The organism is Chitinophaga alhagiae, from assembly GCF_003568665.1.
Taxonomy (GTDB): Bacteria; Bacteroidota; Bacteroidia; order Chitinophagales; family Chitinophagaceae; genus Chitinophaga; species Chitinophaga alhagiae.
Genome location: NZ_QXMH01000001.1, coordinates 2,404,134 through 2,419,157 on the forward strand (window position 1 = coordinate 2,404,134; position 15,024 = coordinate 2,419,157).

General features: G+C 55.1%; 8 protein-coding genes. 5 read left to right on the forward strand and 3 right to left on the reverse strand.

Going from position 1 to position 15,024, the window contains the following annotated elements; all coding sequences use genetic code 11:
* Entirely contained in the window at positions 1–1,347 is a 1,347-nt protein-coding gene (locus D3A97_RS09835; protein ID WP_119078179.1) for an FGGY-family carbohydrate kinase, read from the forward strand.
* Here D3A97_RS09835 and D3A97_RS09840 read toward each other — a convergent pair.
* Positions 1,334–4,063, reverse strand: a complete 2,730-nt coding sequence (locus D3A97_RS09840) for a glycoside hydrolase family 78 protein (RefSeq protein WP_119078180.1) — start codon at positions 4,061–4,063, stop codon at positions 1,334–1,336. The two genes, D3A97_RS09835 and D3A97_RS09840, sit on opposite strands and share 14 nt — an antisense overlap.
* A 5-nt stretch (positions 4,064–4,068) precedes the next feature.
* Complete coding sequence (locus D3A97_RS09845; RefSeq protein ID WP_119078181.1) at positions 4,069–7,170, reverse strand: glycosyl hydrolase; 3,102 nt, start codon at positions 7,168–7,170, stop codon at positions 4,069–4,071.
* 119 nt (positions 7,171–7,289) lie between these two features.
* On the opposite strand from D3A97_RS09845, the gene D3A97_RS09850 reads away from it, so the two are divergent.
* Entirely contained in the window at positions 7,290–8,198 is a 909-nt protein-coding gene (locus tag D3A97_RS09850; protein WP_119078182.1) for a helix-turn-helix transcriptional regulator, read from the forward strand.
* A 1-nt stretch (position 8,199) separates the two neighbouring features.
* Here the strand turns inward: D3A97_RS09850 and D3A97_RS09855 are convergent, their stop codons facing one another.
* Positions 8,200–9,612 carry an arabinose isomerase gene (locus D3A97_RS09855; RefSeq protein ID WP_198673913.1) on the reverse strand — a complete coding sequence of 471 codons (1,413 nt, stop codon included), beginning with the start codon at positions 9,610–9,612 and terminating at the stop codon, positions 8,200–8,202.
* Positions 9,613–9,757: 145 nt separating this feature from the next.
* Between D3A97_RS09855 and D3A97_RS09860 the strand changes: the two genes are divergently transcribed.
* From D3A97_RS09860 to D3A97_RS09865, 3 genes are all read left to right on the forward strand, one after another.
* Positions 9,758–11,494 carry a glycoside hydrolase family 9 protein gene (locus D3A97_RS09860; RefSeq protein ID WP_119078184.1) on the forward strand — a complete coding sequence of 579 codons (1,737 nt, stop codon included), beginning with the start codon at positions 9,758–9,760 and terminating at the stop codon, positions 11,492–11,494.
* A gap of 228 nt (positions 11,495–11,722) precedes the next feature.
* Positions 11,723–11,878 carry a hypothetical protein gene (locus D3A97_RS24815; RefSeq protein ID WP_157986456.1) on the forward strand — a complete coding sequence of 52 codons (156 nt, stop codon included), beginning with the start codon at positions 11,723–11,725 and terminating at the stop codon, positions 11,876–11,878.
* 23 nt (positions 11,879–11,901) lie between these two features.
* Entirely contained in the window at positions 11,902–14,916 is a 3,015-nt protein-coding gene (locus D3A97_RS09865) for a glycosyl hydrolase (protein WP_119078185.1), read from the forward strand.
* Positions 14,917–15,024: the final 108 nt, after the last annotated feature.

The window sequence follows — 15,024 nt, forward strand, 5'->3', positions numbered from 1 at the left end:
ATGCAAGCAATACCCGTCATAGTTGTATTTGATGTTGGCAAAACCAACAAAAAGCTGTTCGTGTTTGACGAGCAGTACAGGATCGTATTGGAAAGAACAGCCCGGTTCACGGAAATAACGGATGAAGACGGCGATGCCTGTGAGAACCTGGAAAGTCTCACGCAGTCTGTGTACGACTCCCTGCACGAAGTATTTGACAGAAAAGATTTCAGGATAAAAGCGGTGAATGTGTCAGCATATGGGGCCAGCCTTGTGTACGTAGATGAGCACGGGAAGCCCCTGGCACCGCTTTACAATTATTTGAAACAATACCCCGCCGCCCTGCAGCAGGGGTTGTACAACAAGTACGGCGGGCAAGATGAATTTCTCCGGCAAACCGCTTCGCCGGCATTGGGCAGCCTCAACTCGGGGCTGCAATTGTACCGGCTGAAAGCAGAGCAGCCCGCCGTGTTCAATGCCATGCAATATGCATTGCACCTGCCGCAGTACATCAGCTCCCTCATTTCCGGCAAACTATGTTCTGACATCACCAGCATTGGCTGCCATACCGCGCTTTGGGACTTTGACCAGCAGGCGTACCATGCATGGGTGAAGGAGGAAGGGCTGCTGGGAAAACTGGCGCCCATGCTGCCTTCCAACAAAGAACTGCCGGGGCGCTACGGTAAACATACGTTCATGGCCGGTACCGGCCTGCACGATTCATCCGCCGCCTTGATCCCGTACCTGCTGCAATTTCCCGAACCGTTCGTGCTGATTTCTACCGGCACCTGGTGCATCAGCCTCAACCCTTTTAACGACGTGCCGCTCAGCAAGGAAGAACTGGCGCAGGACTGCCTCTGCTATCTTTCTTACGAAGGCCGGCCGGTAAAGGCTTCGCGCCTCTTTGCCGGCAACGAGCATGAGCAGCAGGTGAAACGCATTGCCGCGCATTTTAGCCAGCATACCCTGCATTACCGGTCTATTCCCTACGATGCGCGGATTATGGCTGCACTGAAACCGGGCGTATTTGAGCGGCGGGACCTCCATGCCTTTTCTTCCGATGTGGAAGCCTACCACCAGCTGGTGCTGGACATTGCCGTACAACAATACCATTCTACCCAGCTGGTGCTGAAAGACAGGCCGGTGAAGCGGATCTTTGTAGACGGAGGCTTTGGCAAAAACGAGATCTATATGCACCTGCTGGCCTCCATGTTCCCTGACATGGAAGTATACGCCGCCACCATACCGCAAGCCACCGCGCTGGGCGCGGCGCTGGCCCTGCATGCGGCCTGGAACAGCCAGCCCTTGCCCGAAGGCATTATTGAGCTGAAGCGCTATCAGACAGGCAAGCAGATCACTTTATACTGAAACGGTACCGGCCCGGCGCGGCTTCGTACACCGCCGTTGTGCCGTCTTTCTCTGCCAGCCGCAGCCCTTTTACCCGCTCCGCAGACCGGCCGTTTGCTGTAACAATGCCTGCGCCGGTTAGCGGCAGGTATACGGTAGCCGTAGTGTTGGCCGGTATTTCCACCTGCAGTTCAAAAGTATTACCTGTTTTGTTCCATTCACTGCGTACCATGCCATACAGCGTATGATAACCGGCTTTTACGGAAGTAAGGCTGCCGGCCGGTTGCGGGCGTATAGTGATATGGCGGAACGCAACACTGCTGTCTGCCTGCCCGATGCCCGCCAGCCCCGCATAGAACCACTCCATCAGGTGGCCCAGCATCATGTGGTTGTTAGATACAAAACGGTACGCCTGCCAGGATTCTGTTAGCGCCGTGGCGCCGTGCGCAAGCTGATAGCCATAACCCGGTACATCTGAGCGGTTGTTCATTTTATAGATCAGTTCAGACTGGCCCGCCGCCTGCAATACGCGCAGCAAGTAGCTGAAGCCTACCTCCCCGGTGCTGAGACTGTTGTTCCGCTTGGCAATGTCTGCCAGGATGTTCTGCAGTACGGCAGGCCGGTGCTGCTCCGGTACCAGCCCCATGTACAGCGCCATGGCGTTGGCGGTCTGGCTGCCGGTAGCGTATTGTTGGGTGTCTGCATGAAAAAAGGCCTTGTTGAAATCCTGCTTCACCTTTCCGGCAAGGTGGGTGTACAGCCGCTCGTCTTGCGGCTTTTGCAGCAATGCGGCGGTGGCGGCCATGATCTGCAGGTCTGCATAATAGGTGGCATAGGCGGTCAGTTCAATAGGCGTTAGCTGGGAAGGGCCCACGCCTTTCGGGCCAATGTCAAACCAGTCTCCCAGGCCGTGCTTCAACGTATCTGTCAATGATTTTCGGCCCAGGTAGTCTACATACCGCTGCATCATGTGATAGTTCTCCTCCAGCACCTCCGTGTCTCCATACCACCGGTATACGTCCCAGGGCACAATAACGGCGGCGCTGCCCCATTCCGGCGAGTCTCTGAAGCCGCCGTGAAATATGGTGTACTCCGGCGCAATGTCCGGCACCAGGCCATTGGGCAACTGTGCGCCGCGCATGTCTGCCAGTATTTTTTTGAAGAAGGGGGCCAGTTCGTAATTGTACCGCATGGAATTGCCCATGAGGTGCAGCACCTCCAGCCATCCCAGTTTTTCGCGGTGGGGGCAATCTGTGAGCACACTGGCCAGGTTGCTCTGTATAGCCCAATGAATGAGCTGGTAGATCTTGTTGAACAGGGTATCCGAGCAGTTGAAGTAACCGGCCACGGGGGCGGCATGGCGCGTGTGCAGGCCTTCTATGTTGACAAGCTCCTTGCCCGGCGCGCCGCCTTCTACCTGCAGGTAGCGGAAGCCGTAATAAGTAAATTGCGGCTGCCATGTTTCCGGGCCGCCGCCTTTCAGCGTGTATGTGTAAAAACTCGGTCCGCCGGAGGCTTGCTGGGTTACCCGGTTGCTGTCATCCAGCAGCTCGCCGGGTGTGATGCGTATCACTGTGCCCCTGGCGCCCTGCACGGTGATGCGCGGTATGCCCGAAGCATTTTGCCCCAGGTCATATACCCACACGTCGGGCTTGGGCTGGCGGATGTTTTGCGTACGGAGCGTATCCATGATGCGGAGCGGTTCCATCATCTGGCTGGTGAGTACCGGCGGGCCTTTTACGGCAATGGCATTTTTCCAGCCGCGGGCATCAAAGGCCGGTGTGCTCCAGCCGGGTTGCTCCAGGCGGGCGTCATAACTTTCCCCGCCGTAAATGCTGGAGTAGGTGATGGGGCCGGGGGCCGTTTGCCAATCTGTTCCGCTCATCACATTTTCTTCCGTTCCATCTTCATAGACCAGCAACAACCGGCAGATCATTTTCGGGTAACCGAAAGAACCGGTCAGCTTGCGGTAACGCTCGCGCGGTATGTGATAAAAGCCGTTGCCCAGCATTACGCCCAGGGTGTTTTCTCCGCCCCGCAGCTCCCGTGTGAGGTCAAAGCTGAGGTATTGCGCCTGCTGCCGGTACTGCACCCAGCCCGGGTCCAGAAAGTGATCTCCCTGTTTTTCCCCGTTGAGGAACAGGTCAAAATGGCCCAGCCCGGAAATAAAGATGGTGGCCTGTTTCAGCGGTTTTGAAACCGTAAATGTTTTGCGCAGGAGGGGCAATGTATTTTTGCCCGGCCCCCAGGCCGCTTGTCCGGCGCCGTGTACGGCGGGTACCCGCACTTCCGCGGCAGGGATGTCTTCATAAGCTATCCATTGCGCGCCTTGCCAATGCTGCGGTTCCGGCAGCCCCATTTGCCAGCAGGCCGTTTCGCTCCAGCGGGAGCGTTTGCCTTTGCCGTTCCAGTAACGCACTTTCCAGTAATACTTTTTGGCGGGCTGCAGCGTTTGGCCGTTGTAAGGTATTTGTATGGAAGCCGCGCCAGGCACCTTGCCGGAGTTCCACATGCCGGCCTCGCCGTGTGTGAGGGCCGCGGAATCTTCAGCTACCATTACCTGCCAGGCCGTTTGTTCCGTATTGCGCCGGTCCGGTGTTATTTCCCAGGAAAGGCGCGGTTGCAGCGCGGTAACACCCAAAGGGTCTTTGCGGTACTCGCAGCGGAGCTGCACGGGCTGAGACAGTAATCTGCCGTTGGCCAGCAACAGCAGCGCCAGCATCATCAGTTTTTGCATGTGGTCTATTTCGAATATTGTACAATGCTGAAATCTTCCATCAGCCCATAGTCATACAGGTCATAGTCTTTACCGGGCGGGTAATGTTTGATGTTACGCCAGTGCCAGGGACTGACAAGCCCGGGCTTAGGCTGGTTGTGATGCGGCCCCAGCAAGTTTTTCAGGCTGCCGGTTACCGTTACTTCCACCACGTTGCGGCCTTGGCGGAGCAGCGGCGTAATGGCCAGCGTGTCCGGTTCGGAAAAAATGATGCCCGCTTTTTTGCCGTTCACCGTAACATGGGCTACCGTGCCTTTCCAGGCGCCGAGCTGTACAGCGTATGTTCCGTTCAGCGTGTTCAACGTTACCGTTTTACGGTAAGTGATGTTGTGGCCGTACAACGGCAGCCCCTGTTCTTTCCAGCTGCCGGTTTGCAGCGGGGCAGGCGGCACTATCTGCCAGCCTTTGGCGGCAGCGGCCAGGTTGAAATCTCCCAATATGTACACAGGTTCTATTTCCGCATGTATGCTCATGGGGGCTATGGCAAGGGTAACGGTATTTTCGCCGGGTTTGAGCAGGTGGCCAATGGAGAACGTGCCAAAAGCCCTGTCCAGCCACCATTGCCCTTTTACCGGCTGCACCGGAGTGCCGTTCACCAGTACGTTGCTCCAGAGGCCGGGCCGTTCTACTACGGCGGTGATGTTGTTCAGGGGTACGCCCTGGCTGACGGTAAACCGGTAGGTAGCGGTAAAACCGGTGCCTGTGGAGAAAGTATCTTTTTCGTTGATGCGGTCTTTGAACTGCACTTCGTGGTTCCATGGGTTGCCGCTGCTGAAGCCGTAGTGTTTGAAAACAATATCTGCCGCCATGGTCACGTGCTGGTCTTTCATCAGCGTGTCCGCAAAAGTTACATCGCAGAAATCTATCATCAGCGTATTGTTTTCAGGCCGCAGCGCCTGGCTGGGAGGAGCGGGCAAAATATGCCCTTTTGCGGGCAAAGGATGCGGGGCAAAGCCGGTTTGCCGGTGGCCGGCTGCAAACAGCAGCATGCTGCCCGCAGGCGGTATGGAAAAGTTCACCGTAATGCTGCCGCCCTCTTCCTGTTCAGGGTAGTTGGTGATGCTGCCGGAGAAAAGGTTGAGCAGCAGGGCGTCTTTGCCTTTTATTTTCAGTCGCCCGGTGGAAGCATGTTCCATGCTGGAATTAACGAGAAAAACAAGCTGCCCGTCATCCAGCCTTCTGCGCTGGTGAAAAAGATTGCCGCCAATGGAGTCTCCCTGCTGCGCGGTGATCTCAAAATCTGCGGCCTGGAAATGTTGCCGTATGGCGCCGGCCGTTAACGCCGGCTGCACCGGCAGTTGCAACGTTTGCGATGGCAGCGGGCGGCCGTCTGTGAATTGCAGGTTCTCAAAAAGCAGCACCTTTCCGCCCGCCGCCACGTAAGCCTGCAATAACGCTAACGTAGGGGCATTGATATTTTCCATGCCGGGCGGGACCACCACGGTGGTATAGGCTCTTTGCCCCACCACAAAACGCCCGCCGTCCACTTTGCCATGGTGGCGGATGATGTCTTCCGAGCCCAGGTCGTATTCTACCTGGGCTTTCTCCAGGCGGGTCACAAATGTTTGAAAACTTTGCCCTATTTCCTCAAACCGCTGGTGGCGTTTATTGCGGGCATAATACATCCATGCGGAGGTGGTGGGCTCTATGACCAGTATTTCGTTGTGCTGGCTGCCCTGGCTTAGCGCCATGGAAAGCCGTGCATAATAACGGTTTAACGGCGTGTAGTGTTCCCACCAGGCGTTCTGGTAAGAGAACGTAGGCGGATAGTCTCCCTTGCGGGCGCCGGCCAGCGTCATCCAGGAGAGATGCTGGTTCAGGAAGTTGACACCCAGCACAAACTCCCAGTCCGCCAGCCGCTTCATGTCTTTAAAGGTCAGTTCCCAACCGCCGCCGCCGTAAGTTTCACTGAGCGTTCTTGTTTTATTCAGCTGGTTGGCCACGCTGCTCAGTTCCTTTACCGAACGGATGTTGCCAAACTGCGCGTTCGGGCTTGTTTCATTGAACTGGTTGAAGAGCATGTCTATCCCTGGCTGCTGGTGCCAGGCGTAGCCGGCCATATTATCCGGCCCGAAGTTGGGGTTGGGCCAGGCGTGCTCCCAATAGTGGCCAGTCCATTTGAGGCCGTGTTTTTCCGTGTAGGCGTGCATGGGTTTGAACCAGCGGTCTATGAACAGTTGCAGTAATACCTGCTGGTAATTATGGCGTACTTCTTTCCAGTTGCCTGTTTCGTCAAACAGGGAGGGAAGGTGCGGCTGCAGATCATATCCCCAGGTTTGCCGGAAGGTGCTGAACAGGTCTGGCGTCCAGCGGATGGTATGGGCGCCTTCCGTTTGAATGCTGGGCTCATCCGAAAAAATTCCCTGTACCGTATGGCCAAATTCTTTTCCGATGGTTTGTTCATAACCTTTCATGGTCAGTTCCAGGAATTTTTCCGTAACGCCTTTCACCATCAGGTCTACATAAGAAAACCCGCCGTACCAGCCTGATTTGCCGTAGTATATTTTTTTGAAAAGGTAGTAGCTCCCTTTTTTTCCCTGCTCTGCCCGCATAGTGGCCGTAATATCCGTACAATGGCCGCTCTCTTCTTTCAGGCATATAAACACATCTTTGGTATCTGCGGGCAGTTGTTCCACCTTGCTGATCTGGAGCATCTGCCCCTGGTTATAAGACCCGGGCATCTGGTCAGGTACGTGACCACCGGCAAAGCCGCTGGGGTAGGAGTTTTCATCGTATATCCAGATGTGCAGGCCCAGGGCTTTCCCTTTGGCCACGGAGTAGCGGTACAGTTCCGTCCACTCAGTGGAAAGGTAGGGTGTAATGAGGCCGGGGCGGGGGTGGATGATGGCGCCGCCAAACCCCTTGTCTTTAAAGTCGGCCAGCATGGCGTCTATTTCCGCTTTCGTGATCCGGGTGTTCCATACCCATAGCGGTGCGCTGCCGTATTGTTTGCCGGGCGTGGCAAATTGCTGCTGCAGCTGCCGGAAGGTGTGGCCGGTTTGCTGGGCATGGCCGGCCAGCGCCAGCAACACGCAGGCAGCGAGGAGCCTTAACCTGTTTGTTCGCATCGTGGTATACTGTTAACGTCTGTGCATAATTGCTCATGCTAAAAGTAACAAGGCGGTCGGGATGACGCCTATATAAACTACAGGATTTTTTGTACTTTTTGACATTAATAGCCACGTGTATGAAGAATTTCAGAAAGTATTTCACGGTTACTTCGCTGGAAGAAAAATGGGGGCTTTACCTCACTACCACCGGTTGCAACAGAATAGAACCGGCAGATGCCAAAACATATCCCGCCACGCGGGAGCACCCTTCCAGCCACGCCTTTACCTGGAAAACGGGGCGCACGCTCAAAGAGTACCAGCTGGTGTACATTACCTCCGGTACCGGTGTATTCGAGTCCGCGAACAGACCGCCGCAACCGGTATACGGCGGCACCTGTTTTTTATTGTACCCCGGTATGTGGCACCGGTACAAGCCGCATGAAAATTCAGGATGGACGGAGTACTGGATAGGCTTTAAAGGGTATTACCCGGACAACTTCATGAAGCAGGATTTTTTCAGGAACAGCGGCCCGGTAATAGAACTGGGAGCGGATGAGGAAATACTGATCCTCTTCCACAAGCTGTTTGACACGGTGGAAGAAGGGCAGTTAGGTTACCCGCAGGTGCTGTCTTCCATTCTGCTGGAAATTATGGCGCGCATACATAGCCATTCTTACTACGGCCAGCAGCATAACGATCAGGAAGAGAGCCTGGTGCTGAAAGCAAAATTCCTGATGCGGGAGGCCATTGAAGAATCTACCCATATTGAAGACATTGTGAAAGAGCTGCCCGTCAGCTATTCCAAATTCCGGAAAATGTTCAAGCAGGTTACCGGCGAATCTCCCAATCAGTATTACCTGAACCTGCGCCTCAAAAAAGCCAGGCACCTGCTTGATTCCACGCATTTGCCGGTAAACGAGGTGGCATACCAGACCGGTTTTGAATCTGTATTTTATTTTTCAAGGTTGTTCAAGAAAAAACACGCCATATCTCCCAAAGCCTACCGGGAGCAGGAAAAGGGTAAAGGCGCCAAAGAGGCGCGCTGAACTAACATACTTTGATGATCTCCATTTGCAGGATGTGGGCCAGCTTTTCCAGCTTGTGATAAATATGCCCTGTACCGGCGGCGCAGTGATGCGCCGGGCCGTGGCTGTTCCACCGTTCCATAAAAGCTTTTGCGCCGCAGGAAAAACGGTACCGGCTGTTGGTATTGCCTATTTCAAGAATAGGGCCCGCCACAGATTCTCCTTCCGCTACCAGCAGGAAAAGTTCGTTACGGTCGTTTTCCACTACAGACAGCAGGGTTACCGGCCCGTGTTTGACAGACATCTCTACAGACAGACCTTTGCCTACTTTGCCGTGGTATACGCGTAGCGGCTTTACTTTTATTTTCCCTTCCGCAATGCCGATATGGCCGGGGCCATCGTGCCCCATCAACACTACATCATCTTTATAGTCTACCGCATAATATTCCGTAAAGGAACCGCCGCAACCAAAACTGTCCATGATCTTCATGGCCTGCGCATTCTTGATCTCGTATTCTCCGGCCACGGGAATGCCCCTGGCGGTAAGCAGGGAATTGCCCACAATAATGGAGCTGATGGTGTCTTTATTTTCCGGGATGCCGGTGCCTTTGTAATAATAGGCCAGCGAGCCGAGCTTGTATTGGGCGGTCAGCATGTCAAGGGCCACGCTGGTAACGGCCGCTTTCCGTATTTCCGCGGGGTCGCAATCCGGCTGCATGTCGAACGCGGCCTGAAATTCCTGTATGCGTTCGTCTGCCTGCTGCGGGGTTACTTCCCGGCGGAGGGCGGAAAGCTCGTCCACTTCCAGCAATTCAATGTGCCCGCCAAAGTATTTGTATTGCAGGGTAAGATCGCTGTAAATGTCCAGCATGCCGCTGTAATAGTGGCCCATGGCGCCAAGGCGGTTGTTATTCATGGTATGCGCTACCCTGGCCGCTTCCACCCAGGCTGCAATTTCGTTCCAGCAGCTTTCTTCCTGCAGCATGCCGGTTACCTGGTGAAAGCGCACGCCGGTACGTTTGAACACGTTGGCTATTTCAGGTACCGGGCAGGCGCCGCAATGGGCCAGCCATTCTCCTGTCATCTGCACACGGTCTCCCAACTGGTTGAAACTTTGGTAGCCGATGGCTTCGCCGGGTGTGAGGTTGAGAATGATCACCGGGGCGCGGTGCTGCCTGATCACAGGTAGTACAGTAGAGGAAAGGGCATAGGTAGGTACATACAGGAAGATGATGTCCGCATCGCCGGTGCGCAGCTTTTTACCGGCCTCGAAGGCTTTGTCTGCCGTATCTACCAGGCCGAGGTCCAGTACGCCGCCGTGAATTTCTTCCAGTCTTTGCCGGATGTATTGATGATATTGGAGAAGCCGGTTGTGTAAACCTTCAAATTGATGCCAGTATTCTTCCAGTCCTACGCTGAACAATCCTATTTGCATGTTTTTGATCCTAAAGTTAGGAATGGCGGGTATGCGTGGCATGCCCTATTTGGCCGGATGCATGTGTTTTTTGATATGAATTGCCGGGGCAAAGCAGTATCTTTCATAGCGGCCGCAGGCAGACTGCGGCAAACAAATAATTACGATGAAAGGCACGTCTGTTGCAAGTATGCTATTACTGCTTTCTTTTTCCGCGTTTGCCCAAAGCGCGCAGGTCCGGCTGAACCAGGCCGGGTTTTACACCTCCGCGCCCAAAACAGCGTTGGTAACCGGGCGTGTAGCCGCCACCGCGTTCTATGTGCTGGCCGCAAACGGGAAAGATACCGTGTTTACAGGGCAGTTGGGTGAAGAAAAACAGTCTGCCTATTCTTCTACCACTACCAGGGCGGCAGATTTTTCCGCCTTGCAAAAGAAGGGCCGCTTTATGTTGGCGGTGCCCGGAGCGGGGCGCTCCTATACTTTTGAGATAGGGGATAACGCGGCTGCGCAAACGGCTATTGCATCACTGAAAGGGTACTACTACCAGCGTGCTTCCATGCCGCTGGAAGAGCGGTACGCCGGCACATGGCACCGCCCCGCCGGCCATCCAGACACCGCCGTGCTCATACATGCTTCGGCAGCAGACGGCCACCGGCCGGAGGGTGCGGTTATAGCAGCTTCCGGCGGCTGGTATGATGCGGGCGACTATAATAAATACATCGTCAATTCTGGCATTACCATGGGTACGCTGCTTGCCGCGTATGAAGATTTTCCCGCCTGGTTCAAAAATGTACGCACCAACATCCCGGAAAGCGGCAACGCCGTGCCGGACCTGCTGGATGAGGTGATCTACAATCTCCGCTGGATGCTGACCATGCAAAGCCCGGACGACGGCGGGGTATACCACAAGTGTACCAATGCCACGTTTGATAAAATGATCATGCCGGCCATGGCAACGGCGCCGCGGTACGTTGTGCAGAAAAGCACCGCTGCCGCACTTGATTTTGCGGCTGTAACAGCGCAGGCCGCCCGCGTGCTGCGCGCGTTTGAAAAAGAGCTGCCGGGGTTGGCAGACAGTTGCCGCCGTGCCGCCGGAAAGGCCTGGGAGTGGGCGGTACAGCACCCGGCCGTAACATATGAGCAGGACCGGCTCAATGAGCAGTTCAAGCCCGCCATTTCAACCGGGGCGTATGGAGACCGGCACTTTGCCGATGAATGGCTGTGGGCTGCGGCGGAGCTGTACGTTACCACGCGGCAGGAACAATACCGCGCCGTGGTGGAAAGGCATTTGAATGACAGCGTGGGCCTGCCTACCTGGTCTAACGTAGGCATGCTGGCGTATTATACATTACTGCGCCAGGGAAACAGATTGGCGGCCCCTTTAAAAAGCCGTGTGATCAGTATGGCAGACAGGTACATTGAAAAAGCGCAGAACAATGCTTTTGGTACGGTTATGGGCCAGTCTGCCCGCGATTTCAACTGGGGCGGCAATGCCAATGCGGCCAACCAGGGAATTTTGCTGGTGCGGGCCTACCTGTTGACCGGTAACAAAAAGTATATTGATTATGCGTTGACCAATTTTGACTACCTGCTGGGCCGCAATGCCACCGGGTATTCTTTTGTAACAGGCGTTGGCAGCAAAACCCCCATGTTCCCGCATCACCGCCCCTCCATTGCAGATGGTATTGCAGCGCCCGTGCCCGGCTTGCTGGCCGGCGGCCCCAACAAGGGCATGCAGGATAAATGTGTATATGCGTTTACCGAAACGGAAACGGCCTATGAGGATGTTGAATGTTCCTACGCGTCTAACGAGATCGCCATTAACTGGAATGCGCCGCTGGTGTACCTGGCGCATGCACTGGAGGCGTTGAAAGAAAAAGTTGGGTATACGGCCGGGAAATAGCTGGACCTCACACTTTAAAAACACGTTTATTTTTGGTATACGTTGCATGTTGTTAACCTCATACACTACCGGAATTTCTACCGGGCCTTTTCCTTTGTGGCCGGGAACAATCAATTGCCGTATTGCAGGCAGAAATGTCAAAAAATGCATTAAAAATGCTCTTTTGTCAACTTTTATTTTGTTTAAAAATGCTTCTTTTGATGACTGAGTTGTAAGAGATTTTAAATCATGTCTCTAGCAGTAATGACCGGCAACGCTCTCAAAACAGCGCATGCCTGCCTGCCCTCCAATTCATACCAGATCAATAATGACAAGCTGCTGTTTCCACCGTTTAGCGAATGCAGCCTTAATTCAAGCCTGACGCAGCACCCGGGCTGCAATTAAGGATCGACCAAAAAAATGAATGCATGAATATTGACAGAAGAAAATTTATACAGCTAGGGTCACTAACTACTTTAAGCCTGGGGGTCAACGCGGCCACCCCAGGCTTCCTGAGCAGCGGGAGCATGTTTGCGGCCGCGGCGGGAGATGGCGTGCGCCGCGGGTTTACCAACCCGCCGGATGATGCAAAGGCGTGCTGCTACTGGTGGTGGTTTAACGGGCTGATCAATAAGGAAGGGATTACGCGAGACCTGGAAGAGTTCCGGGACAAGGGGATTGGTGGCGTACTGCTGGTCAATACGTCAGACGGTTTGGGCGGCGCCAGCATGCCCAAGGGCGCCCCGTTGTTCGGGGACGAATGGAAGGCGCTGTACCGCCACGCCATCCAGGAAGCCAAACGGCTGAACATTGAAGTGGGTGTGAATTTCAGCGCCGGCTGGTGCATGGGCGGCCCCTGGATACCGCCGCAGCATGCGGGCCGGTGGGTGCTGCAATCTGAAACAACGGTGAAAGGCCCCATGAAGTTTACAGGAAAACTGCCGCTGCCGGGCAACAGGGCTGGCTACGACCATGTGTTTAATCCGCCCGGCTTCAAAGACTATATAGACCTGCCGCTAGAGCAGCTTGACTACAGGGATACGGCTGTAGTGGCCTTCCCGAAAGGGGCTTCAAAACTGACCGGCGAAAGGGCCAAACTGATCCCTGCCAAAACGAACCGGAAAGATGCCAGCAATTTCATAAAAGCAAAAGACCTGATGGAGCCGGTGCTGGCGCCGTGGCAGTCCGCCCCGGAAGACCGGCCCGTTCCCGCCGCCCGGGTAATTGACCTGACCGGTCAACTCAGCGCGGATGGCCACCTTGACTGGGACGTACCCGAAGGGGAATGGATCATTGTGCGCACCGGTCACAGGATGACGGGCTCCAAACTGATGATAGCCCCGCCTGAAGCAAACGGCCTTTCCGTAGGCTGGCTCAGCAGCGAAGGGGTGGAACTGCAGTTCAAACACCTGGGCAAAATATTGCTGGAAGAGGCAGGGCCGCTGTCTGCCAATACGCTCAAATATTTTTGTGATGATAGTTTTGAAGACGGCTTCCCGAACTGGACGGAGAAGATTCTGGAGAAGTTCCGCGAATACCGCGGTTACGATGCGGCCCCATACCTGCCTGTATTGGCCGGTTACATCGTTACCAGCGCCGAAGTATCTGACCGCTTTCTGCACGACTACCGCAAAACAGTGGCAGATTGTATGGCAGACAGCCACTACCGGCGTTTTGCGGAGCTTTGCCACAAGCATGGCCTGCAAGTGCAAAATGAGGCCGCAGGCCCCAGCCGCTCGGGTACCATGTGCATGGACGGCCTGAAGAACCTGGGCCGGAGTGACAGGCCCATGGGCGAATTTTGGCTGGGCCTGAAACACGATGAAGAAGGCGGCCTGGACGATAACCTCTCTTACGGCGTATCCCGCCTGGAGCTTGGCCAAAATAAAGTAACAAAAATGACCGCCTCCGCCGCTCATATCTACGGCCGAAAAACCGCTTCAGCAGAGGCATTCACCGCCTTCCGGCACTGGAATGACTATCCCGGTTCCCTGAAGCAGGCCACAGACCGCGCCTTTTGCGAAGGCATCAACCGCATTGTGATCCATACTTCTACCGCCACCCGCCCGCAAGACGGCAAGCCTGGTTATGAGTATGGCGCCGGTACGCATTTTAACCCGAATGTGACCTGGTGGAACCAGTCAGGCGCTTTCCTTTCCTACATTGCCCGGTGCCAGTACCTGCTGCGGGAAGGGAAGTTTGTAGCGGACATATTGTATTACAATGGGGATTGGGCGCCGAATATTGTGGAGCCTAAACATACAGATCCCTCCCTGGGAAAAGGATATGACTACGATGTATGCAACGCGGAAGTATTGTTGCAAAGACTGGACGTAAAAAACAAGCGGCTGGTATTGCCCGATGGCATGAGCTACCGCCTGCTGGTGTTGCCAGACACCACGCGCATGCCGGCGGAAGTACTGCGGAAGATCAGGAAGCTGGTGCAGCAAGGCGCTACCGTGGTGGGCCCACGGCCGGAGCAAGACCCCGGTCTCAAAGATTACCCTGCATGCGATGCTGATGTGCAAAAACTGGCAGCGGAAATATGGGGTAATTGTGATGGCGTGCAGGTTAAACGACACACTTTCGGCAAGGGAAGAATATACTGGAACACGCCGCTACGGGACATCCTGCAACAAGATGGCGCCGGGCCTGATTTTGAACACAGCGGCGTCAATGCGTACATAGATTTTATTCACCGCACTACCCCGGAGGCGGAAATTTATTTTGTGGCCAACCGCCATAACCGGTTGGAGAAAATAAACTGCCAATTCAGGATCACCGGCCGCCGGCCGGAAATATGGGACCCTGTATCTGGCAATATGTACCCCGCGGCGTATTCCGCTTCGGGTAACCAGGTAACGCTGGCTATGGAATTTGCGCCCTTTCAATCGTTCTTCGTCATCTTCCCCCAACAGGCGCCTCAGAAGCCTGCGCAGCCGGTAAATTTCCCGGAGCTGACCAGGCTGATGGATATAGAGGGCGGCTGGAAGGTGAAGTTCGATACGGCCTGGGGAGGCCCTGCGGAAGCGGATTTCCCAACGCTGCAAGATTGGACGCAACGGCCGGAAGAAGGCATCAGGTATTACTCCGGTACGGCTACGTACGTGAAACAGTTTACGTTCAGCGGTACCGTGCAGCGCGGCAAAAAACTGTTCCTTGACCTGGGCGTGGTGAAGAACATTGCCGAAGTACGGTTGAATGGCCAGCCGCTGGGTATTGTATGGACGGCGCCCTGGCGGGTAGACATCACTTCTGCCCTCCGGCCCGGCAACAACCTGTTGGAAATAGCAGTAGTGAACCTCTGGCCCAACCGCCTCATCAGGGATGCCGGCCTGCCGCCGGAGCAGCGCCTCACCAACACCAACATTGCGTTTAAAAGTGACGCGCCCCTGCTGCCTTCCGGCCTGCTCGGGCCCGTTACCTTCATGGGCTTGAAATGAGACCTGCCATATTGAAAAGAGCGCTGGCTGTGAGCATATCTTCCGCCGGTTGCAAGCGCCGCCCTCCGGCCAGCCAAACCCGGTAACGCCGCCGCCAGATATGGAAAC